This is a genomic window from Pseudomonas sp. LB3P93, assembly GCF_054898025.1.
This window is the reverse complement of sequence record NZ_CM142713.1, coordinates 2,752,821-2,773,409: the sequence shown is the minus strand read 5'-3', so window position 1 is coordinate 2,773,409 and position 20,589 is coordinate 2,752,821. Positions and strand designations below refer to the sequence as shown.

Annotated in this window: 23 protein-coding genes; 6 read left to right on the top strand and 17 right to left on the bottom strand. The window is 58.0% G+C overall.

From position 1 onward, the window contains the following. Positions 1 to 18: 18 nt before the first annotated feature. From nosR to ACYZT8_RS12535, 4 genes are all read right to left on the bottom strand, one after another. Positions 19 to 2,199 (bottom strand): transcriptional regulator NosR, encoded by a 2,181-nt coding sequence (gene nosR, locus ACYZT8_RS12550; protein WP_461981529.1) that lies wholly within the window; start codon positions 2,197 to 2,199, stop codon positions 19 to 21. Positions 2,200 to 2,487: 288 nt separating this feature from the next. Continuing rightward, positions 2,488 to 3,876: an oxygen-independent coproporphyrinogen III oxidase gene (gene hemN, locus ACYZT8_RS12545; RefSeq protein WP_461981527.1), complete on the bottom strand. Its 1,389-nt coding sequence runs from the start codon at positions 3,874 to 3,876 to the stop codon at positions 2,488 to 2,490. After that, positions 3,860 to 5,245 (bottom strand): oxygen-independent coproporphyrinogen III oxidase, encoded by a 1,386-nt coding sequence (locus ACYZT8_RS12540; protein WP_461981525.1) that lies wholly within the window; start codon positions 5,243 to 5,245, stop codon positions 3,860 to 3,862. The genes hemN and ACYZT8_RS12540 overlap by 17 nt, the downstream gene beginning before the upstream one ends. A gap of 120 nt (positions 5,246 to 5,365) precedes the next feature. Continuing rightward, complete coding sequence (locus tag ACYZT8_RS12535; RefSeq protein ID WP_461981523.1) at positions 5,366 to 5,809, bottom strand: CopD family copper resistance protein; 444 nt, start codon at positions 5,807 to 5,809, stop codon at positions 5,366 to 5,368. 340 nt (positions 5,810 to 6,149) lie between these two features. On the opposite strand from ACYZT8_RS12535, the gene ACYZT8_RS12530 reads away from it, so the two are divergent. From ACYZT8_RS12530 to ACYZT8_RS12520, 3 genes are all read left to right on the top strand, one after another. Beyond that, positions 6,150 to 8,090: an acyltransferase family protein gene (locus ACYZT8_RS12530; RefSeq protein ID WP_461981521.1), complete on the top strand. Its 1,941-nt coding sequence runs from the start codon at positions 6,150 to 6,152 to the stop codon at positions 8,088 to 8,090. A 156-nt stretch (positions 8,091 to 8,246) separates the two neighbouring features. Then, positions 8,247 to 8,435, top strand: a complete 189-nt coding sequence (locus tag ACYZT8_RS12525) for a hypothetical protein (protein WP_461981519.1) — start codon at positions 8,247 to 8,249, stop codon at positions 8,433 to 8,435. A gap of 482 nt (positions 8,436 to 8,917) precedes the next feature. Beyond that, a complete protein-coding gene (locus ACYZT8_RS12520) occupies positions 8,918 to 9,148 on the top strand; it encodes a DUF6555 family protein (RefSeq protein ID WP_461981517.1) in 231 nt (76 codons plus the stop codon). A gap of 18 nt (positions 9,149 to 9,166) precedes the next feature. Here the strand turns inward: ACYZT8_RS12520 and ACYZT8_RS12515 are convergent, their stop codons facing one another. The 3 genes from ACYZT8_RS12515 to ACYZT8_RS12505 all read right to left on the bottom strand — a co-directional run bounded on the left by ACYZT8_RS12515 (position 9,167) and on the right by ACYZT8_RS12505 (position 10,119). Next, complete coding sequence (locus ACYZT8_RS12515; protein WP_461981515.1) at positions 9,167 to 9,388, bottom strand: hypothetical protein; 222 nt, start codon at positions 9,386 to 9,388, stop codon at positions 9,167 to 9,169. Between the two features lie 104 nt (positions 9,389 to 9,492). Beyond that, the gene (locus tag ACYZT8_RS12510) at positions 9,493 to 9,828 is read right to left on the bottom strand and encodes a hypothetical protein (protein WP_461981513.1); all 336 of its coding nucleotides are present in this window, start codon (positions 9,826 to 9,828) and stop codon (positions 9,493 to 9,495) included. A 72-nt stretch (positions 9,829 to 9,900) separates the two neighbouring features. After that, on the bottom strand, positions 9,901 to 10,119 hold the full coding sequence (locus ACYZT8_RS12505; protein WP_461981511.1) for a hypothetical protein: 219 nt from the start codon (positions 10,117 to 10,119) through the stop codon (positions 9,901 to 9,903). A gap of 178 nt (positions 10,120 to 10,297) precedes the next feature. Between ACYZT8_RS12505 and ACYZT8_RS12500 the strand changes: the two genes are divergently transcribed. Next, on the top strand, positions 10,298 to 10,537 hold the full coding sequence (locus tag ACYZT8_RS12500; protein ID WP_461981509.1) for a hypothetical protein: 240 nt from the start codon (positions 10,298 to 10,300) through the stop codon (positions 10,535 to 10,537). A gap of 13 nt (positions 10,538 to 10,550) precedes the next feature. After that, positions 10,551 to 10,904 (top strand): osmotically-inducible lipoprotein OsmE, encoded by a 354-nt coding sequence (gene osmE, locus ACYZT8_RS12495; protein ID WP_461981507.1) that lies wholly within the window; start codon positions 10,551 to 10,553, stop codon positions 10,902 to 10,904. A gap of 69 nt (positions 10,905 to 10,973) precedes the next feature. Here the strand turns inward: osmE and ACYZT8_RS12490 are convergent, their stop codons facing one another. Next, entirely contained in the window at positions 10,974 to 11,168 is a 195-nt protein-coding gene (locus ACYZT8_RS12490) for a DUF2188 domain-containing protein (RefSeq protein WP_461958520.1), read from the bottom strand. A gap of 211 nt (positions 11,169 to 11,379) precedes the next feature. Here ACYZT8_RS12490 and ACYZT8_RS12485 point away from each other — a divergent pair, with 211 nt between their 5' ends. Further along, a complete protein-coding gene (locus ACYZT8_RS12485) occupies positions 11,380 to 11,742 on the top strand; it encodes an NUDIX hydrolase (protein WP_461981505.1) in 363 nt (120 codons plus the stop codon). Positions 11,743 to 11,748: 6 nt separating this feature from the next. On the opposite strand, the gene ACYZT8_RS12480 is transcribed toward ACYZT8_RS12485, so the two are convergent. From ACYZT8_RS12480 to catC, 9 genes are all read right to left on the bottom strand, one after another. After that, positions 11,749 to 12,441, bottom strand: coding sequence for an alpha/beta hydrolase (locus ACYZT8_RS12480; protein ID WP_461981503.1), 693 nt, complete (start codon positions 12,439 to 12,441; stop codon positions 11,749 to 11,751). 40 nt (positions 12,442 to 12,481) lie between these two features. Further along, positions 12,482 to 13,255, bottom strand: a complete 774-nt coding sequence (locus tag ACYZT8_RS12475; protein WP_461981501.1) for a 1,6-dihydroxycyclohexa-2,4-diene-1-carboxylate dehydrogenase — start codon at positions 13,253 to 13,255, stop codon at positions 12,482 to 12,484. Positions 13,256 to 13,696: 441 nt separating this feature from the next. Further along, the gene (locus ACYZT8_RS12470; protein WP_461982331.1) at positions 13,697 to 14,755 is read right to left on the bottom strand and encodes an IS110 family RNA-guided transposase; all 1,059 of its coding nucleotides are present in this window, start codon (positions 14,753 to 14,755) and stop codon (positions 13,697 to 13,699) included. Positions 14,756 to 14,906: 151 nt separating this feature from the next. Continuing rightward, entirely contained in the window at positions 14,907 to 15,920 is a 1,014-nt protein-coding gene (benC, locus tag ACYZT8_RS12465; protein WP_461958516.1) for a benzoate 1,2-dioxygenase electron transfer component BenC, read from the bottom strand. Positions 15,921 to 15,930: 10 nt separating this feature from the next. Then, positions 15,931 to 16,419, bottom strand: a complete 489-nt coding sequence (benB, locus tag ACYZT8_RS12460; protein WP_461981499.1) for a benzoate 1,2-dioxygenase small subunit — start codon at positions 16,417 to 16,419, stop codon at positions 15,931 to 15,933. Then, positions 16,416 to 17,780: a benzoate 1,2-dioxygenase large subunit gene (benA, locus tag ACYZT8_RS12455; protein ID WP_461981497.1), complete on the bottom strand. Its 1,365-nt coding sequence runs from the start codon at positions 17,778 to 17,780 to the stop codon at positions 16,416 to 16,418. The genes benB and benA overlap by 4 nt, the downstream gene beginning before the upstream one ends. 310 nt (positions 17,781 to 18,090) lie before the next feature. Further along, entirely contained in the window at positions 18,091 to 19,050 is a 960-nt protein-coding gene (locus ACYZT8_RS12450) for an AraC family transcriptional regulator (RefSeq protein ID WP_461981496.1), read from the bottom strand. A 258-nt stretch (positions 19,051 to 19,308) separates the two neighbouring features. Then, complete coding sequence (gene catA / locus ACYZT8_RS12445) at positions 19,309 to 20,238, bottom strand: catechol 1,2-dioxygenase (protein ID WP_461981494.1); 930 nt, start codon at positions 20,236 to 20,238, stop codon at positions 19,309 to 19,311. A gap of 55 nt (positions 20,239 to 20,293) precedes the next feature. Continuing rightward, a complete protein-coding gene (catC, locus tag ACYZT8_RS12440) occupies positions 20,294 to 20,584 on the bottom strand; it encodes a muconolactone Delta-isomerase (RefSeq protein ID WP_131060236.1) in 291 nt (96 codons plus the stop codon). Between the last annotated feature and the right edge of the window lie 5 nt (positions 20,585 to 20,589).

The following is a 20,589-nucleotide window of genomic DNA, read 5'->3' as shown; positions in this document are numbered from 1 at the left end:
GACAGGCGCTCGCGGGGTTCATTCCAGAGCGGTCACTTCCACGACAGGTATCAATTGCACAGGAGCGGGTGCCGCTTTACCGCGCTTCTTGCGCTTGTTGATCAGCGGCGGGCACTTGTTGTCGTTCTGGTAAGTCATCTGGCAATCGAGGCAGTAGTGGCACTCGTTGGCATTGATCCGGCCATCAGGGTGAATCGCCTGGATCTCGCATTCCTTGGCGCACAGTTGGCAGGGCGTGCCGCAGTCCTTGCGGCGTTTGAGCCAATCGAACAGGCGAAATTTGCTCGGAATCGCCAGCGCCGCGCCCAAGGGGCAGATGTAGCGGCAGTAGACTTTGCGCGTGAAGATGTTGATGACCAGCAGCGCCACCGCGTAGAGCACGAACCACCACTGGCGGTCGAACCTGAGGGTGATGGCGGTCTTGAACGGCTCCACCTCGGCGAACAGCTCGGCGGTGGACATCGATTCCAGGGAGATGCCAAACAGCAACAGCAAAATGATGTACTTGATCGCCCACAGCCGCTCATGCACCGCGAACGGCAATTCGTACTGGGGAATTTTCAGCTTGCGTGCAGCTTCGTTGATCAACTCTTGCAAGGCGCCGAACGGGCACAGCCAGCCGCAGAACACCCCGCGACCCCACAGCAGGATGCTGGCGGCGGCGAAAACCCAGAGCATGAAGATCAGCGGATCGGTGAGAAACAGCTCCCAGCGAAAGTGATCGAACAGCGCATGGGCAAAGGTCAGAACATTGACCACTGACAACTGCCCCAGCGCGTACCAGCCGATAAAGACCACGGTAAAGACCAGGTAACCCCGACGCAGCCAATGCAGAAAATGCGGACGGCGGGTGAACTTGTCTTGCAGGAACAGGATCGCCGTCAGCAGCAGCAATGCAGCCCCGAGGACGCCGATCTGGAAGTGTTTCTGGTACCAGATGTTCAACCACATCGGCCGGCCGGCTTCCTCGATGGCGGCCAGTTCTTCGGCGCTGGGCAGTGGCCGTTCAAGGTACGGCTCGGGCAGTTGATAAGGCAGTTCGAAACTGCTGAACGTGCCGCTGACCGGACCGGTCTGGCGACGCACCAGCAACTCCAGGGACCAGGGCGAACCCGGATCAAACTTCGCGGGTTCGCGAACAATGAAAATCGACATTTCATTGAACTCGGGCATGCCTTTGGCAAAGACGTCGGAGAGCCGCTGATGGTCCATGTCGCGAAAACTGATGACGTTGCCGAACTGGCGCAATTGCACCCGATCGAAAATCCCGCCGCGCACATACCCCGAGCCTTTATAGGAAAACAGCCCACGACCCAGCACCGCGATGGCTTGCTCGCCGTGCTTGAGGTCTTGCATGAGGAAGCGATATTGATTGTCGCCCAGCAGCGCCCGGCCGATGGTCGGCGGGTTCAAGTCGGCGGTGTACAGCTCGATAAAGGTCTCATCAACCTGATCGGCACTGGCGTTGTCGACGCCTTCGGCTTCGGTGCCCTTGAAGGCGGTGTCGACCTGGCCACGGGTCAGGTTCAAGCGGCGGATGGCGCCGTTGCCGGTCAGTTGTTCCCAGGTGGCGGGCTCGAAAAAGTCCTGGCGCACGGTGGCGGGTTTACGCGCCACACCGCCCGTGTCCTCGACCAGCTTCAGCGATACGGCCACTTCATGGGCGGCGCGCATGATGACCTCGTTGACCACCATCGCCGTGACGGTGGCCCCTGCAATCGCATCGACAGTGACCGCGTTCGGATCGCTGGAATGACCGACGACCACCCGCTGACTGACCTTGATCCCTTTGTATTTGGCGCTGAAGCCGTGAAGTTTCGCCTCGGGGATGCCAATCAGCAGAATCGGCTCGTGGTGCTCCAGCACATAGGCATCCTGAATCACGCCGGCGGTGTCTAGGATCACCTGGGTATTGATCGGCTTGCCCGAGTAGGCCGGAATATCCACCACGTCCAGGCTCTGGAACACATAACCGATGACCTTGCCGGCGGCAGACAGCGTGCGCACCTTGAACGGGCCTTCGGGCGCGGAAACAGAATCGGTCTGAGGGAAGGTTTTTTCGATGCGCTGCTGCTCGATGTCACCGTAATCCTTGGCCTGAGCCACCTCAAAGGTAGCGAGCACCAGCATCAGCATAACCACCAGCCCGACACCCCAGGCGCGCAGGTTGCCGTGTATCGAAGGCTGATGGATTGTCATGGGTTCGCTGAATTCAAAGGGGGCTTGCGGTCATGTTAGGGAGCGTTGCGCCCCCCGCCCTTGATTGAAATCAACTTAAGAAATTGCCGCAACGCAAACCTCGTAGCAGCTGGCGAAGCCTGCGTCCGGCTGCGTAGCAGTCGTAAATCCGGCTTGCATGGCTTTCCTGATACACCGCGAACTCTGATTTCACGACTGCTACGCAGCCGGACGCAGGCTTCGCCAGCTGCTACAAGGTGTGCGTTACGGCTGAAATGGTTTAACTGATCAGCATTAGGCTCCAGAGTCTCAAACCGTGCGGGAAAACTGGCCTTTTTGCTCACCACCCAGGTAGGCGTCAAACGCCATCGCGGCACTGCGCATCATCAAATGCCCCTGTGGCAACAGCACCAATTCGTCGCGATGAATCTGCAGCAAACCATCGCGCACATGCTCGTCCAGTTGTGCCAGCGCCTCGGCGAAATACTCGGTGAAGCGAATGCCATGTCGCACTTCATACGTGTCGAACCTGATACGGCCGTGGCACATCAGGTCGCTGATCACCTCGCGGCGCAGCAGGTCGTCAGCATTCAAGCGATAACCCCGATGAACCGGCAACATCCCTTGATCGATACGGCTGTAGTACTGCGAAAGCTCCTTGACGCTCTGGCTGTAGCTGTCGCCGACCTTGCCGATCGACGACACCCCAAGGCCGATCAAATCGCAGTCGGCATGGGTGGAATAGCCCTGAAAGTTACGCTGCAGGGTGCCATTGGCCCGGGCCAGCGCCAGCTCGTCCTCCGGCAAGGCGAAATGATCCATGCCGATGTAGACGTAACCGGCCTCGGTCAGACGGCGGATGGTCAGCTCGAGCAGTTCCAGCTTGCGCTCCGGTGGCGGCATGTCGGCGGGACGAATCAGCCGTTGCGCGCGAACCATTTCCGGCAAATGCGCGTAGCTGTAGGCGGCAATCCGGTCCGGACGCAGCGCGATGATCTTGCTGAGGGTGACGTCGAAACTCCGCACGGTTTGCAGGGGCAGACCGTAGATAAGGTCGACGCTGATCGACTTGAAGTGCGCCTCCCTCGCCGCCGCGACCAGCGCATAAATCTGCTCTTCGCTTTGCTGGCGATTGACCGCTGCCTGCACGTCGGGATCGAAGTCTTGCACGCCAAAGCTCAGGCGATTGAACCCCAACTGGCGCAACGACTGAATCTGCTCGGTGCTGATCGTGCGCGGGTCGACCTCGATGGAAAACTCATGGTCATCGCTGTCATCCATGTTGAACGCCTGGTGCAGGCAGTCCATCAGGTCCGCCAGTTGCTCACTGGTCAAATAGGTCGGTGTGCCGCCCCCCAGGTGCAACTGAGTGAGTTTGCGCGTGCTGTCGAACAAGGCCGCCTGCATCGCGATTTCACGCTTGAGGTACGTCAGGTACTCGACGGCGCGATGGGTTTTCTGGGTAATGATTTTGTTGCAGGCGCAGTAGTAACAAAGGCTTTTGCAGAACGGAATGTGGATGTACACCGACAACGGTTTCGGCGCGGCCACATCATTGCTGTCGCGGGCGGCACGCTGATAGTCGTCGACGGCAAACGCCTGATGAAATTGCGGCGCGGTTGGATAGGAGGTATAGCGCGGCCCTGGGCGGTCATATTTTTCGACCAGGGCACGATTGAAATCAAATGAAGTCGTCATGGTCAATCCACTCGCAATGGGGTTCATGCCCCGCACCGCCCGAATCCCTTTCAAACAGGTTGCAGATGGCATCCACTTGCGGCCTGCCGGCCTCAAGAATGCAGATGAAACGGTCGGACAGTTCAATCAACCCGTCACGACTCAATTGCTCCAACATAGGCCAGACGGATGAAAAGTACTGGCGAAAAATCAGTCCATGACGCGTTTCGACAGCCTGAATATCCAGCTCCAGATCACAGGCCAGTCGCTCCATCACCCGTTGCCTGATCTGGTTCCCGGCCTCGCAGCGCCAACCGCGACTTGTCGGCAGCTGGTCCATGTCCAGTTGCTGGCAGTATCGTTCAAGCTCGCCGGTGTTTTGCGCGTACAAATCGTCGATCTGACTGATGGCGCCCAGACCGAAGCCGATATGATCGCAATACCCGTGGCGGGTAAAACCCTCGCAGGTGCGACGTAACCGGCCTCGCTCCTGCGCAATCGCCAAATCATCATCGGGCCGGACGAACTGCCCCAGGCCAATGTAGTGATAACCCGCGCCGATCAACTGTTCAAAGCAGCTCTGGCGCATCGCGCTTTTATCATCCTCGCTACACAATGCTCTGATTTTGTCCCCGGGTATCGGCCGATAGCGTTGGGGTGGCCGGGAATAATCAAATACCAGCAGGCGGTCCGGCTCCAGTTCGATGATGGTTGCCAGTTTCAGCGCAAAACTTTCTGGCGTCTGCCAGGCATGGCCATAACCCAGGTCAACATTGATCGATCGATAACCAAAGGTGCGAGCGGCATCGATCAGCGAATGGATGGGTGCCGGGTTCTGGTAGCAGTCCACCGACATTTCACTGTCGGCACCGATGTCGGGAACGCCGATGCTGACGTGGTTGAATCCCAGATCTCGCAACACGCCCATGGTCGACCAGTCGGTGTGGTGAAGGTCAACTTCAATGCTGTAATCACCGCACTCATGTCCGAGAAAGTTGAACCGGCCCCGAAGATGATTCATCAGCCGTCTGAGGTGAGCGATTGAGGGTGTTCCGCCCCCCAAATGAAACTGCTCGACCCGCTGCCCGGTCCCCAGATGACAACCGACGAGGTCAATTTCATGCAGCAGACGCTGAAGATAGTGTTCGACACCCCTGTGCTGGCATGAAATATCGCGAGGGGAACACAAGGCAGGCCTCAGATTAGAAGGCAGTTGCACGCTCAGCGACAGCGGACGGCACTTCTGGCGGCTGACACGTAAGGCACGAAGCAAATCAAGCGAGCCGATACCGTCATGGAATTTTTCAGTGCCCACAGGGCGGTTGGGATCGAACACACCTTGATCGCACCGGATATCCAGCTCGCTGGGGCGGGGGAAAAAATTGAGCATGACGGGTCTCCGAGACGGGCTGCGGACTACCAGTGTCGGGGTCTGGCGACTAATGCTCCTTGATTTGTATCAAGCGCGGGCAAAGTGCTGGTTGTGCAACAGTCCACCGGTCAAGCCAGGTCACCACGTCAGGTAAAACATGCCCTTGGCCAGCAGCACGATGACGACCATGTGGCAGAACAGGCTGCCATGGATGAAGTGCAGGTACCGGGCACTCATCCGGTCAGTTTTGAACAGGTACATGGCGACCAGAAAGTGCATCAGCACGCTGACCGCGACCACGATCTTCAACATCAGTAATGTGCCGAACGATGAGGCCATTGGTGTGGCAAGGGACGGCAGATAGCGCAGCCAGACCATCCCCGCCCCGGCGCCGAATAGCACCAGCAAAACCCATGGAATCAGGGTGCGTGCGCGTCGACCGATACCCTGTTCGACCAGCAGCATGACCCTTACGGGCAACTGTTTGCGGATACTTTCAAGGAACAGGACTTCGAAAAATACCGTGCCGATAAAAATCAGCGCGGCAAACAGATGCAAGGTCAGAAACAGCGGATAGAGCATGGGATTCTCGCTCTGGGTTCCGATGAACACGATCCACTCACAGCGAATGTCATGTACATCGTTTCCCCCAGCGTACAGGGCAGTCCGACGCTTACGGTTGATATCAATCAAGTTCTACCGTCAGTCGAAACTTGAAATCCCAACGATCGAATCTCAACAGGATCAACTCGCCCAGGAAAAGCTCCGTGAATCGGCGCAAATATTTCGCATTTCAATTTTGCGCACCGTCAAATTTCCAACTACAAATGATAGGTGAGGTGGGTTGTGTCCAAATCTTGACAGTGGTCGTCATGGCTCGGACGTCCGACAGATAGCAACAGCGTTAGGGATGGTCAGGCACATGGCACATGGCAAGTACCGCTCGGACATCGATGGGCTGCGGGCTGTGGCAGTGATCGCGGTACTTTTGCATCACCTCAACACCAGCCTGCTGCCAGGGGGGTTTGTTGGCGTTGACATCTTCTTCGTCATCTCCGGCTTTTTGATCACCTCCCAGGTTTATTCCGAGGTCAAGCGTAATGCTTTTTCGCTGAAGGGCTTTTATCAGCGACGCATCAATCGCATTGTTCCTGCCTTGGTGACGGTATTGCTGGCGACGGTGATCGTCGGGGCCTTTATCCTTTCCCCGGTTGACCTGATCCGGCTCAACGTCAGCGCTCTGCTCTCTTTGATGGGCGTGTCGAACGTCTACATCTGGGTCAAATACGGCAACTACTTCGCTGCTGACGCCAGTGAAGCCCCCCTGCTGCATACCTGGTCACTGGGTATTGAAGAGCAGTTCTACCTGCTCTGGCCGCTGTTCATTGTGTTGCTCTACCGCTTCGCGCCGCGTTACGTGCTGCCGGTATTGGCCATCGGCGTGGTCGTCGCAGTTGGCGTTTCAGAATACGCAACAGGCATCTTTGCGACAGCCGCCTACTATCTGTTGCCTACGCGCTTTTTCGAATTGATGCTGGGTGGGTTGCTGGGGATCTACCTGCATCAACCGCGCAACATCGGGAAGCTGACAGCTCATGGCATTGCTCTGGCGGGCTTACTGCTGATCGGTTATTCGCTGTTTGCCTTGAACCCCAACTCGACCTTTCCCGGGATCAACGCCCTGATCCCGTGCCTGGGGGCCGCGTTGTTGATCCTGGCCGGCAGCGGGAACACGCGCTCGCGTTTGCTCACCAGCCGGCCAATGGTGTTTATCGGCTTGATTTCCTACTCGCTGTATTTGTGGCACTGGCCGTTGATTGCCTACCTGAGTTACCTGGAAATCCCCATCAATTTGCCTGTCGGGGCGATGCTGATCGCGGTCTCGATCATCCTCGCGTGGCTGTCCTGGCGTTATGTCGAGGTGCCCTTTCGGCGCAACGGGGCGACGTGGCACTTTTCCCGGGTTTTCGCCCGTCGATTCGCCGTTCCGGCATTGGGCCTGGCCGCGTTGGCGGTGCTGAGTCTGCAATTCAACGGGTTTCCACAACGTTTCAGCCCTGAGGTTGCGCAACTCGAAGCGATGACCCTGCAAAAGCCAAGTGAGATCCGCAAGGGGTGCCACGTCACCAATGCCCTGTACGGCACAGCACCTAATGACGCGTGTCGTCTGGGGGTCAAAAAAGAAGGGCTGGACGGCATCATGATCGGTGATTCGTTTGCCAATCACTTCACCGGCATGGTCGATCTTCTGGCCAAACCCAACAACCTCTCGATCATGGACTACACCATGGACTCGTGCCCGCCGATCCTCGGGTACACCGTCGACATGTCCGCGGTCTACGCCGCCCACTGTGCAAAACGCAACGAACGGGCGTTCAGCCTGATCGAGCAGAACCATTACCGCTATGTGGTGCTGGCGGCGATCTGGCCCAGAGACGCGATTGCCAAAGACATGGTCGAAGCGAGTATCAAGCGGGTGGTGGAGCACAGCGAAGAGGTCATCGTCATCTTGAGGAATCAGCACATCGAAAAAGCTGCAAGTTGCCCGATCCGCCACTTGATGTTCGGTACCGACCACGATTGCTCGGTTGCCCAAAGCGCCAGGGCGCCCTATTGGACTGATATAGGTGTGAAATACCCGAAGGTGCACTTTATCGACCCCAATCAAGTGATCTGCCCCGGAGGCGTGTGCAGCCCGATTATCAAGGGTCAACTGCTGTACCTGGATGATTCGCACTTGAACGAGGTGGGATCGCGTTTTATCGGCCGCACATTACTGGACCGAGGCTACTCGTTGCTGCACGACCCGGTGCCTACCCCACGTACGGCCGAGTCGAAGTTTGATGCCACCGTTCACCTGTAGGGCAGATTCGGGAACCTAGACTTCTGGCTGAACCCACGCGCAAACAGGCGCACCATTGCAGTGCAATTTATTGGCGTAAATCCGTTTCCTCGACTAGGGTTTCTACCGAATCGAATGGCGCGGATTCTGTAGCGGGCGCCTGATCAAGGAGGATAGATGACGTCCATTTTTAAAGCCGAGAAAATCTATCGCACTTACTCCAGCCCTATCCTGATGGAACTCAAGGAGCGAGAACATCAGCTGGACCCTGATAACCGCCAGGCACTTCAGAATGTCCTTGTAGAAAGGAGGCTGATAAACATTGGCAACCCTTCTGGCAGCGAGCGGCGCCGACCAACTTCCTGACGGCGTCCACCAGCACCTTTTCTTGGCAAACCCTGCCTGTTCATCAGATTCTTCAAGCGCTCCCTTGCGGTAGTGGCCAGTAGCCGCTACACATTAAGGTGAATTCGGAAGGAGTACGCGAAGATGATTTCAAGATTCGTTGTCGTCCCTGCAATTCCCACGGAAACGGGATCAACGCGCAACGGAACGCGCTTCTACTGCAAAACCGCCCCCATAGGCTTCAACCTCTATGACAATGAAGAAAAGCGCAGGCTCCCAACGACCTACCCGACCCGGATAGAAGCCGAAAACGAATGCTCCCAGCTCAATACTGAATGCCTCCAATGCATGCTGGCTGAGCGCCCCTGCGTGAACGCGCCATGAGCGCGTGCATGACGACTGAATGAAAAACATCGCGTTTTGCTGAAGCAGATAAAAGTCCGAAAACAGAGGGAACTGGCACTACGCCATCAAGGTCGTAGTGGCAGCACCTGGAGATTCGGATGAACCGCCCTCGATATTTTCAAATCACATATGGCTTCAACAAGACTCGGCATATTTTTATTCAACCCGACTCCCACATGACTGAGCCAGACGCTTGGTACTACGCCTGCCTGCATTCGGGTATCGGGCTTTCGTATGGGGACAACCACGATCAACAAAATTTCGATGCGCTGCGCAGCCATGCACAGGAACATGGCTTGATGCAGGTTAGTTGGGAGGAGTTACCGTAAATACAGTGTGCGGTCTACCTAGGTGCCGCCGCCCACGCCCTCAATCGCTTTTGAAAAGGCAATGCCCGCCTCCTGCACCAACTTGCGCCATTCCACAGCGCTGATCAGCCCGGTACGCTCCATTTCATCAGCCGCCTTAAGCAACTCGTCGTACTGTTCTTCACAATCCATGCGAATTTCAGGCTCGTTGAGAAGCTTGTACCAGGCAGCCAGCGCTTGCTTCTTTTGATCATCATTCATCGCCAAACTCCCAAGGACAGTTTCACTTGGAAGTTTTCCAGCGAACAACCGTTCCTAGGTTCCGACAGATGGCGCTTATAAACAAAATTCACATGAAGTGGATGCTACAGGCAGCTGCGAACCGCCTTACGCATCGCGTCCGACTTGGCCCACGGTGGCCCCTGATACAGCGAAACCCGACTGCCGTCCTTGTATTTCACGATGTCTAGAATCTCGTCAGCCGTAATAATGCTTGGCGCGTTGATTCGGTAACCATTGGAAATTGCAGTTTGAGTCGTTCTGGAGACTTCCTGCTGCCATAGCGGTAATAGACACCCTGCGTATTCTTTGGGCGTCTTGTTACTGTACTTGCTGACGTTAGGCTCACCTGGAACCAGGGATGCCGGCAACGAACAACCTGCCAGCATCGCCATCGCTACTCCCCCAATCAACATCCGCATGACGCTTCCTTATCCCGAAAAACAGGAAATATAGCGAGTAGCGGTCCAGACATCCATCTATTGAATCACCCTTCAGGGGGTTGGTTTGTGATCACCGTGGTCTGGGTAAGACCTTTCATTCAAATACGTCATCCATCGTTCATAGGCTTCATGCTGCCATTGAGTGACCCGCTCCCACTCCGGACCGCTCAACTGATGAGCCGAAATCAGATTCATCATCTCCGTGGTTGCTGCATCCAGATCAACAATCAGCGCTTGCGCATGGAATCTGAAATCATCGGTGTTGGTCATTTGAAGTTGCCTCTCCCTAGCGAAAATTCGCCACCTCAGTACGACATCACGCCGGTCCTATCGGGCTCATCCTCCCGACCAGCGGCGTACCATCCATCCATTGAGCATCCGTTGAACAACCGCCCGGCCCGCTAATCGGGACTACTCTTTCGGTGAGGGGTATTTGCAGGAGGTCATCATGTGGCTTAACGAAGATGAAAATGAACTTCGACGTGACCTGCAGGGACTTGCGTCGGACTTGAGGTGGTCGGCAGTGGAACTCTTGCGTATTGCAGAGCAACTTCGCCAGGCCGGTAATGATGTGGATGCACAGACAACGCTGAAGTTGTGTGCCTTGTTCCAGGGCGATGAAGAGCGACTGGCGGGCTACGCCGAAGAAGTAAAAGCAAAGATCATCAGTCGAAAGAAAGTTCACTGACGGGAGCGTGGTCATGAGCAAGCCTCTATTCGCGCTGGTCGCCGTGCTGGCGGCGACGGGTGGCTGCAGCACTGACTCGCACGTTTATCGTGATCAGCCGCTGGTCGCGAAAGTCGATACCGGCATGAGCAAGGATCAGGTTCAGCAAATTGGCGGTCAGCCTTTATCGACATCAGAGCGCACGGTGGTGCCTGGCACTTGCTTTGACTACAAGCTGACGCAGGCCGGTCAACAGAAGCCGTACAGCATCAGCTTCGATGACAGGGGCAAGGTCGACCACAAAAGCTTCATGAACTGCGCGGAATGGAGTCACGCGCAACAGAAAGCCAGGGAACCCTCTCGCAGTGGGGGCGGCGGAGGTTATTAACCAACATGGCGTGCCCCCGTGGTTTACGACAAAAAAAAGCCCCGGCATTCCAGGGCTTCAAGCTCACGCTCATTCTGATTTCTGACTTCGAGTCGATCGACCCGCTTTGTAGCCAGGCAGCGCAGCCGCGTAGGCCAGTGCTTCCTCTCTGCTGGCAAAGGCACCGAGCCGGTCGCCTTTGGTGCATACCCGCCAGGGCCCGTTGTTTACGCTGAGTACGTCATAACCGTTCATGTGCATTTTATTCAGCATCGGAACGCTCATAGTCACCTCCTTTTCGGCAGTGATAAGCCACGATTGACTTGGCTACCTTACACCTGACCTTTGCCCAAGTGCCGACCAGACGTCGCGCCAGGTTTTCGACATCCCTTCGCACTTTCTGCAGCACCCTGGGCTCAAACCCTTGAAGCACAGGCCTCGGCCTGAATATTGCATTTTTATGGCTGTTTTATGACAAGCGGCGGTTTAGTAACACATGAAAGTACGGGCAACAGTCATTTGCGAGCAGGATCGGCATGTACTCCTGGTGCGCAAACCCAGGTGTCGCTGGACCTTGCCCGGGGGAAAAGTCGAGCGTGGTGAGACCAACGCGGGTGCGGCCATGCGCGAACTCCACGAGGAAACAGGTCTGGGAGTCGATGGCTTGCTGTACTTGATGGAACTGGAAACGGGCGGCACCCGACACCATGTCTACGAGGCGTCAGTGCTCAACTCGGGCGAGGCCCGGCCACAGAATGAAATTTTCGATTGCATGTGGTATCCGCTGGACGCGGTCCAAAACCTGAACACAAGCGACGCCACGCTCAAGATTGTCAGAGCCTTTCAGCGTCGCTTGTAACGGTGTCTAGGCTAACGCGGTCGCGGCCTTGTCGATAAACGCGGCAATCTCAGCCGGCATCGAAGCCAGCGAAGCATGGCTGGCGTTCAAGGTCAGGACTTCCCTGGCGTTCAGCCGCCCGGCCATCCATTGCTGATTTTGCGGCGCGATCATCCGGTCATCGCTGGACACCTGATACCACGACGGCTTGGTCTTCCACGCCACCGTGTTAATGGTGTCGCCGAAGGTGCTGGCCAGGGGTGCTTTCTGGGTGAGGCCCATGACCAATCCCTCGGTCGCTGGCAGATCCTGGCAGAAACTTTCGTGGTAGAGCTCAGGTTTGACCCATAAATACCCATCGCTGTCGGGCGCCAGGTTGGCCGCCGCCACGGGAGGATGCCGTTGAGTGATGCCGCCGGGACTTTCACCGGCGTCAGGGGCGAATGCGGCGATGTACACCAGCCCCACGACATTCGGTTGATCGCCGGCCTCGGTGATCACCGCGCCGCCATAGGAATGCCCCACCAGCAACACCGGCCCCGACACCTGGGCGATCATTTTGCGCGTGCGCTCGGCATCGTCGGCCAGTGACGTCAGCGGCATTTCGACCGCGCGGATCTTCGTGTAGCCCTTGTTCAGCAGTTCGGCGATGACTTTGTTCCAGTGGGCGGCACCGCCCCAAAAACCATGGACCAGCACGATCGTGGGTTTGTCGCTCATCACGATGACTCCTGTTTGTACGCTGTTTTTATGAGTCGCGTCAGCCTTGGTCGCCGCCGCCCACCGGCATGATCATGCCGGTGATGTACGACGCTTCGTCGCTGGCCAGAAACAGAATAGCGCCTGCCTGCTCATCCAGCGTGCCATAGCGTTTCATCAGACTGCTGTCGAGCGTCTGGTCGACAATTTGCTGGTACCAGACCTTTTCTTCGGCGCTTTGCTCGGTGCTGTTACGCGGGATGACCCGCGGTGGTGCTTCGGTGCCACCGGGCGCGGTGGCATTGACCCGAACCCCACGCCCGGCGGTTTCAAACGCCAGGCAAGCGGTCAGCGCATTGACGCCGCCCTTCGCCGCGCCGTACGGCACACGATTGAGGCTGCGAGTGGCGATGGACGAAACGTTGACGATGGCGCCGCTGCCCTGCTCAAGCATGAACGGCAGCGCGGCATGGCAGCACCATAACGTCGGAAACAGCGAACGACGGACTTCGGCTTCGATCTGCTGCTCTTCGTAATGCTCGAAAGGCTTGGCCCAGATCGTGCCGCCCACGTTGTTGACCAGCACATCCAGACGCCCGAAGCGTTCGACGGCCGTGCGCATCACGCGGCTGCACTCGCTGTATTGCTCAAGGTCGGCGGTCAGCGCGAGCACCTGGCTGCCCTGCCCCAATTGTTGCTGCACCTCGAACACCAGATCCGAGCGATCAACCAGAATCAACCGCGCGCCCTCGGCGGCCATGCGCTCCGCCACCCGCCGACCGATGCCTTGCGCCGCGCCAGTGATCAGCGCGACTTTTTCGTGAAATCTGTTCATGTGTACCTCAATACGAAAATCAATTTCGCGGGAACGGCTATCTCTGTAGCAGCTGCCGAGCCCGCGAGGCTGCGTTCGGCTGCGAAGCAGTCGTAAAACCATGCACTGCGGTGTCTCAGACAAACCGTGTATTCAGGATTTACGACTGCTGCGCAGCCGAACGCAGCCTCGCAAGCTCGGCAGCTGCTATGTATGGACTCGCCCCCACTGTCTACCCGCTTTTGAAAAACCGCCGCCCCGTTGCATCTATGTATTAGGCCTATTCGAGGAAGCCGTCTTCGGCTTCTGGCCAAAATTGGAAGAGCTCGTGGTATGCCGATTACAGTCAGGCCTCGAAGGCCAGTAGCAGCTAAGGCATCAATCCACGCCGGTCTTACCTGGGGTCAATGTTTTTCAGCAAAGGGTCGGACAGTTGGTACCTCGGTGGCAGAACTCTGTCGCTCAGTGGCTCATCGTCGCTTGCTGGCCATCACCCGCCTGGCGACGATAAGTCTGGTCATTCTGTAGAAGCACCCAGACGATTCGCAGGTTGCGGTTGGCTAGCCTGATCGCAGCCTCCTTACGACCCAGCCGGCTCATCCAGCGCAACAAGCGGCGGTCATCGGGTTGCTGGGAATCAGGTCGTAGTTGTTGCAGTACCGCATGGGCTCCCTGGATCATCAGGCTGCGTAAATAAACATCGCCTCGCTTGGTCATGTCCCCCAGCCGGACCGTCTGCCCGCTGCTGTGCTGGTCAGGCACCATGCCAAAGTACGCGGCAAACTTGCGGGCATTGGGAAATCGCTCAGGCTTGGTTTCCTTGGCCACCAGTGCCGTGGCAGTGACTGGGCCGATGCCGCGCACAGTCATCAGTCGCTTCGCCGTCATGTCGGCGTTGGCGGCCACTTCCAGGCGCCCCGTCAGCACGCTGATGCGTTCGCCCAAATGGTGCCACTCGGCCAACAGTTCGTCGATCAGTTCACGCAGCAGGCCCGGCACCGGCTGGGTGGCATCTTCCAGTACCCGCGGAATTTTCTGGCTGATCGCAACATCGCCCTGCGCCAAGGCCACGCCATGCTCGAGCAGCAGGCCGCGCATCTGATTGCTCACCGCCGTGCGTCGACGCACATAGCCTTGGCGGGCGCGATGCAACGCCTGCATTGCCAGCGCCGCAACGCTTTTGACCGGCACTGCGTAGATCTTTTCATCGCGACCAGCGCGCAGAATCGCCAGCGCATCGTTGCGATCATTTTTAGGCCCGCTACGATGTGTGGCCACCAAACGGGCTGGAAGAATCCGCGCCAGATTGCCTTGGTCTTGCAGCTGCCGGGCCCAGGCTTGAGCACCCGGACCGGTCTCCATCAGAACCACGACATGAGGCGGCAACTGGCGTAGAAACTCATAAAACGCCTCGCGCGACTTGATCCGTTGCTCGTAGTGCACTTGGCCGAGGACGTCTTCACCGGCGACCTGAAAGACCTGCTTGGCCAGATCGACCGCCACGGTTGTGCAGGCCGACAAATCGGAAGAAGACAGGGATTGATCAATCGAAGTATGCTTTTTCATGGACTCGCCCTCGCTGTCGTTGGCTGTTTAGACTGCCATCGTGGCGCATTGACGCCTCGGCTTGGGCGAGTCCATCCAATTACAGAGACGGTGTCGTCGCTGATATTTATGCCGCGCTGGCGGCGAATTTCTCGTAGTAGAAGTTCGTCGGGGCGACGCCTTGTTCACGGATGAACTGACTGACCGCTTCGACCATCGGCGGCGGGCCGCACAGGTAGACGTCGACGTCGCCATCGTTCAAATGCCGTGGCTCGATGTGCTGGGTCACGTAGCCCTTGAGCGGGTGCTGGCTGTCGGGGTTGGCAACGCACGCGCTGAAGCTGAAATTCGGGATTCGCGCGGCAAACGCTTCGAGCCGGTCCAGTTCCACCAAATCGAAATCGTTGGTCACGCCGTAGATCAAGTGCAGCGGGTGCTCACTGCCCTGCTCGGCGATTTTTTCCAGCATCGCGGTGAACGGCGCCAGGCCCGTACCGCCGGCCAGCAGCAGCAATGGACGACGAATGTCGCGCAGGTAAAAACTGCCCAACGGCCCGGCCAGGCTCATGCTGTCGCCGGCCTTGGCCATGCCGGTGAGGAAGCTGCTCATCAAGCCGCCAGGCACGTTGCGGATCAGGAAACTGACTTCACCGTCACGCTGCAACGAGCTGAAGGAATAGGCGCGGGTCTGCTCGCTGCCGGGAATCCCGAGGTTCACGTACTGGCCCGGCAGGAACGCCAGTTTGCTCAGCGCCTCGCCCTTGATCGACAGCGCGATGGTGCTGTCGGACAGCTGCCGCACGGCGCTGATGGTGGCGTCGTAACTGGCCTGCTGCGTACGGCAAACTTGCGATGAGGTCGGCACCCGCACCACGCAATCGCTCTGGGCGCGCATCTGGCAGGTCAGGACAAAACCCTGTTCGGCTTCGTCCGCCGTGAGGGCGTCTTCGATGTATTCCTCGCCCAAGTCATAACGACCGGCCTCGGCGAAACACTTGCAGGTGCCGCAGGCGCCGTCGCGGCAATCCAGCGGAATGTTGATGCCTTGGCGATACGCGGCATCGGCCACGGTTTCGCCGACATTGGCGTCGATGAACCGAGTGACGCCGTCTTCAAAATTGAATGCAATGGAATGAGTCATGACGGCCCCCTCAGAGGTGGTAGACATCGATGACCTGGCGAACGTAATCGTTCTTCAGGATCACTTTCTTGGCCTTGATCAACGGGTTTTCACCACGCACATCAAGGGTGTAGAAACTGCTGCCGAAATAGCTGTCGACGGTCTTGTAGCGAAAGCTCAGGGTGTGCCAGTTGAAGCGCACCTTGCACAGGCCGTCGGCCTGCTCAAGCAGCTCGATATTGCTGATGTTGTGCGAAGTACGGGTGTCCGGAACGCTGGCGCTGGAGCGCTCGGTCTTGATGCGGAAGATGCGATCCTCCAGGCCGGTGCGGTTGCCGTACCAGATCAGCGAGATTTCGCGCTGCGGGTCTTCGGTCAACTCATCGTTGTCGTCCCAGGATGGCATCCAGAACGATGCATCGGCGGCGTACAGTTCCAGCCAGTCATCCCATTGCTTGTCATCGAGGTAGCGTGCCTCGCGGTAGAGGAAATCGCGCACGGCGTCATAAGTGATGGTCATTGCACTGCCTCCACAGCGATCAATTCGGACTGTTCGGCGGCCAGGGCCTTGAGCATGGTTTGCTGCCAGTATTTGTGTTGCAGCACGAACAGGCCTTCGTCTTCAGTGCGCACGCCACTGAGCAGCGGATGCAGGTCGATTTCCCTGGCTGCCTCATCGGCGCCCTCGACCCAGTGCTCGGCACCGCGGGACATGTCATTCCACGTCGTGACGCTGCCCTGATAGCTGGTCTGGCAGGAACGAAACTCTTCCAGATCGTCCGGAGTGGCCATGCCGCTGACGTTGAAGAAATCCTCGTACTGACGAATCCGGCTCGAACGGGCGTGGTCGCTTTCGCCTTTGGGGGCGATGCAATAAATGGTGATTTCCGTGCGGTCGACCGAGATCGGCCGGGCGATGCGGATCTGCGAGCTGAACTGATCCATCAGGTACACGTTCGGGTACAGGCATAGGTTGCGCGAGTTCTCGATCATCCAGTCGGCACGCGCCTGGCCGAAGTCTTGGGACAGTTCATCGCGGCGCTCGTAGAGCGGACGATCCTCGGGGTTGGACCAGCGGGTCCAGAGCAGCATGTGGCCCTTGTCGAACGAGTAGAACCCCCCGCCCTGCTTGGCCCAGGTCCCGGCGCTCATCGTCGGATTGCTGTCGCCCGCTTCACGCTGTTTACGCTGGTTCTGGGTGGCGGCGTAGTTCCAGTGCACAGAGCTGACGTGGTAACCGTCGGCGCCGTTTTCGGCGGTGAGTTTCCAGTTGCCTTCGTAGATGTAGCTGGAGGAACCGCGCAGCACTTCGAGGCCATCGGCGGACTGGTCGACGATCATGTCGATGATCTTCGCCGACTCGCCCAGGTGCTCGACCAGTGGCACCACATCAGCCTTCAGGCTGCCGAACAGGAAGCCGCGATAGGATTCGAAACGTGCGACTTTGGTCAGGTCGTGGGAGCCTTCGCAGTTGAAGCTCGCCGGGTAACCCGCAGCGGCCGGGTCTTTGACTTTGAGCAACTTGCCGGAGTTGTTGAAAGTCCAGCCGTGGAACGGGCAGGTGTAGGAGCTTTTGTTGCCGGTCTTGTGCCGGCACAGCGTCGCGCCGCGATGGCTGCAGGCGTTGATGAAGGCGTTGAGCACACCTTCCTTGTTGCGCGCGATGAAGATCGACTGACGCCCCATGGTGGTGGTGTAGAAATCGTTGATATTGGGGATCTGGCTTTCGTGCGCCAGGTACAGCCAGTTGCCTTCGAAGATGTGTTTCATCTCCAGGTCGAACAGCCGTGGGTCAGTGAACATCTCGCGCTTGCAGCGATAGATGCCTTGTTCTTTGTCATCTTCAAGCAGGGAGTGAAGGTATTCGGGTCGCAGGGACATGGCCGCCGCCTCCATTGTTTTTATTCAGGCAGGGCCATGCTAGGACGGGGGGATGTGGGGGACTATCCGATGGGTGCAGACGTGTATCCGTTAACTGCAAAGTGCGGTAAGTGTCCGGTGCCAGTCAATCAGGCCTGACACGGACCTTGTGGCGAGGGAGCTTGCTCCCGCTGGGCTGCATAGCGGCCCCAAAACCTGCAACAGCGATCATTCTGCAAAACCGGGGTCACAGGTTTGCGACTGCTGCGCAGCCGAGCGGGAGCAAGCTCCCTCGCCACAGGTTATGTATCGCGCGGTCTATTGATTGCAGTCAATCGCGGCGTTTGAGGGTGTCGGACGGCAATTCGCCGAACTGTTTGCGGTAGTTGTCGGAGAACCGTCCCAGGTGCAGGAAGCCGTAATCCATGGCCACTTCCGTGACGTTGCGCACGTTGCAGGTCGGGTCGCTCAGGCACAGGTTGATGCGTTCGAGTTTCTTCTGCCGGATGTAGTTTTTCGGCGACGTGCCGGCATTGCGCTCGAACAAGCCGTACAGCGAACGCAGGCTCATACTGGCCTGGCGCGCCAGTTCTTCACTGTCGATGTCCTGCTTGAGGTTGCGTGCGATGTAATCGGCAATCACCTCGAACGTCGCCGACGACGAGCCCAGGCTGCTGCGGATGACGTTGGTTTTCATCAGGCTGAGCATCTTGCTGACGATGATCTGCGCGTAGTGCTCCTGCACTCGGGGGATCTGCTCGGTGGCTTCGGCTTCCTGGCAAATCATCGCCAGCAGGCCGACGAAACCTTCCAGCTCATCGAGCTGATAACGGTTTTCCAGAAACCGCACGCCCTGCCCCGGATAGCGCCAGCGCTGCTCCTCGCACACCGATTCAAACAGTCGGGTGGGCACTTTGAGGATGAATTTTTCGCAATCGTCGGAGTACGTCAGGTCCACCGGATCGTCGGGGTTGATCAGCAGCAATTCGCCCGGCGCAAAGTAATGTTCCTGACCGTGACCACGCCACAGGCAGTTGCCCCGCAACAGCACTTGCAGGTGATAGATAGTTTCCAGCGCACCGGAAGTGACCCGCACGCTGGCACCGTAGCTGATGCGGCACAGGTCGAGACTGGCGAATTTGCGATGATCGAGGCTGGCCAGCGGACGGCCGGCCCTGGGCATCAGGATGCAATGGTTGCCGACGTGCTGGTTGACGTAACCCGACACCGCGTAAGGGTCGGCATGGTCGAATATTCTGCTGCGCTGACTCAATAGTTGCGCGTGCATCATCGGGTCACTCTCGTTGTTGTTATCGGTTGCTTCGGACCATTCTAAGACAGTGCTCGCAACGGTGTGTCATTGGGCTGACCTGTGGGCAGTTCTGGCCCTATCGCGAGCAAGCTCGCTCCCACATTTGACCGCATTCATTCAGGACGAACACCGTCCACTGTGGGAGCGAGCTTGCTCGCGATAGGGCCATCAGCCTCAACATCAAAGTTGACTGACACTCCGCTTTCGCTCCCACAAAGGTCCGGCTATTCGAGGATTTCAATCCTCAAGCGCACGAACCCGTTCGTGGCGTTGCTGCTCTTCCGGTTGCGCGGAAGTCTGCAAGGTGAAATCGAAGTCGATCTCGGCAAACCGCCCGCTGACGCCATGGGCCGCTGCACGCTGTGGATCGTCGCTGAAGGTGATGTGGGCGATCAGCTCGTCGCGGGTGGCGTAGGCGAAATCGTCGTGCAGATACTGGTCACCGTCGAGGTTGATCTGGGTGGTCAGGTGACGATGGTCCGGCGCGGAGATAAAGAAGTGAACGTGCGCCGGGCGCTGGCCATGTCGGCCCAGTTGATCGAGTAATTGCTGGGTCGGCCCGTCCGGCGGGCAACCGTAGCCCGACGGCACGATGCTGCGGAAACGATAGCGACCCTCGACATCGGTGACGATGCGGCGGCGCAGGTTGAACTCCGATTGCGTGGTATCGAAATAGGAATACGTGCCGCCCGTGTTGGCGTGCCAGACATCCACCACCGCACCAGCCAATGGTTCGCCAACGGTGTTGCGCACCTGGCCCCGCATGAACAGGACCACGCCCGGATCGACGCCATCATCCAGTCGCGCCTCACCTTTAGACAGCGGCGCACCCGCCACATACAGCGGGCCTTCGATGGTCCGTGGCGTACCGCCCGCCTTTCCCGCCTGCTCGTCTTCGGCGTCCATCAGCAAGTCCAGGTAATGTTCCAGACCCAGCCCTGCCACCAGCAAACCGGCTTCCTGACGCGCGCCCAGCACGTTGAGGTAATTGACGGCTGTCCAGAACTCTTCCGGGGTCACGGCCAGGTCTTCGATTATGTTCACCGAATCACGCAGAATGCGGTAGACCAGGGCTTTGACCCGCGGGTTGCCGGCTTCGTTGAGCAAGCCGCTGGCGTCTTCGAGAAACTTCTGGGTGCTGGCAGTGTGGGAAATCTTGACGTTCATTTTGGGGGGTTCCTCATCTTGTAATTATTAGCGTAGCGAACTGAACAGGCTGGGTTCAGCGGTCATCCTCGCGGATGGAAGAAGGATGCCGGCACATTGCGTCGACCTCGATCGCCATGTACGGAAACAGCGGCAATTGCATCAGCAGGTCGTGCAATTCCTGAACGCTGTCCACGTCGAAAACGCTGTAATTGGCATAGTGCCCGGCGATGCGCCACAGGTGACGCCACTTGCCTTGCTCTTGCAGGCGCTGGGCCAGGGCCTTTTCATCGGTCTTGAGCTGAGTGGCGAGGTCCGGATTGATGTCGACCGGTAGGTTCACGGTCATTTTTACGTGGAATAGCATGATGC

Excerpts from the sequence above, each read along its gene's own strand:
- ACYZT8_RS12525 (WP_461981519.1), top strand. The coding sequence starts at position 8,247 with ATGACGTCCATTTTTAAAGCCGAGAAAATCTATCGCACTTACTCCAGC.
- ACYZT8_RS12540 (WP_461981525.1), bottom strand. The coding sequence starts at position 5,245 with ATGCTCAATTTTTTCCCCCGCCCCAGCGAGCTGGATATCCGGTGCGAT.
- catC (WP_131060236.1), bottom strand. The coding sequence starts at position 20,584 with ATGCTATTCCACGTAAAAATGACCGTGAACCTACCGGTCGACATCAAT.
- nosR (WP_461981529.1), bottom strand. The coding sequence starts at position 2,199 with ATGACAATCCATCAGCCTTCGATACACGGCAACCTGCGCGCCTGGGGT.
- ACYZT8_RS12450 (WP_461981496.1), bottom strand. The coding sequence starts at position 19,050 with ATGATGCACGCGCAACTATTGAGTCAGCGCAGCAGAATATTCGACCAT.
- benC (WP_461958516.1), bottom strand. The coding sequence starts at position 15,920 with ATGACTCATTCCATTGCATTCAATTTTGAAGACGGCGTCACTCGGTTC.
- ACYZT8_RS12505 (WP_461981511.1), bottom strand. The coding sequence starts at position 10,119 with ATGACCAACACCGATGATTTCAGATTCCATGCGCAAGCGCTGATTGTT.
- catA (WP_461981494.1), bottom strand. The coding sequence starts at position 20,238 with ATGAACGTCAAGATTTCCCACACTGCCAGCACCCAGAAGTTTCTCGAA.
- benA (WP_461981497.1), bottom strand. The coding sequence starts at position 17,780 with ATGTCCCTGCGACCCGAATACCTTCACTCCCTGCTTGAAGATGACAAA.
- ACYZT8_RS12480 (WP_461981503.1), bottom strand. The coding sequence starts at position 12,441 with ATGAGCGACAAACCCACGATCGTGCTGGTCCATGGTTTTTGGGGCGGT.
- ACYZT8_RS12475 (WP_461981501.1), bottom strand. The coding sequence starts at position 13,255 with ATGAACAGATTTCACGAAAAAGTCGCGCTGATCACTGGCGCGGCGCAA.
- ACYZT8_RS12510 (WP_461981513.1), bottom strand. The coding sequence starts at position 9,828 with ATGCGGATGTTGATTGGGGGAGTAGCGATGGCGATGCTGGCAGGTTGT.
- ACYZT8_RS12485 (WP_461981505.1), top strand. The coding sequence starts at position 11,380 with ATGAAAGTACGGGCAACAGTCATTTGCGAGCAGGATCGGCATGTACTC.
- ACYZT8_RS12535 (WP_461981523.1), bottom strand. The coding sequence starts at position 5,809 with ATGCTCTATCCGCTGTTTCTGACCTTGCATCTGTTTGCCGCGCTGATT.
- benB (WP_461981499.1), bottom strand. The coding sequence starts at position 16,419 with ATGACCATCACTTATGACGCCGTGCGCGATTTCCTCTACCGCGAGGCA.
- ACYZT8_RS12530 (WP_461981521.1), top strand. The coding sequence starts at position 6,150 with ATGGCACATGGCAAGTACCGCTCGGACATCGATGGGCTGCGGGCTGTG.
- ACYZT8_RS12490 (WP_461958520.1), bottom strand. The coding sequence starts at position 11,168 with ATGAGCGTTCCGATGCTGAATAAAATGCACATGAACGGTTATGACGTA.
- ACYZT8_RS12515 (WP_461981515.1), bottom strand. The coding sequence starts at position 9,388 with ATGAATGATGATCAAAAGAAGCAAGCGCTGGCTGCCTGGTACAAGCTT.
- ACYZT8_RS12500 (WP_461981509.1), top strand. The coding sequence starts at position 10,298 with ATGTGGCTTAACGAAGATGAAAATGAACTTCGACGTGACCTGCAGGGA.
- hemN (WP_461981527.1), bottom strand. The coding sequence starts at position 3,876 with ATGACGACTTCATTTGATTTCAATCGTGCCCTGGTCGAAAAATATGAC.
- osmE (WP_461981507.1), top strand. The coding sequence starts at position 10,551 with ATGAGCAAGCCTCTATTCGCGCTGGTCGCCGTGCTGGCGGCGACGGGT.
- ACYZT8_RS12520 (WP_461981517.1), top strand. The coding sequence starts at position 8,918 with ATGAACCGCCCTCGATATTTTCAAATCACATATGGCTTCAACAAGACT.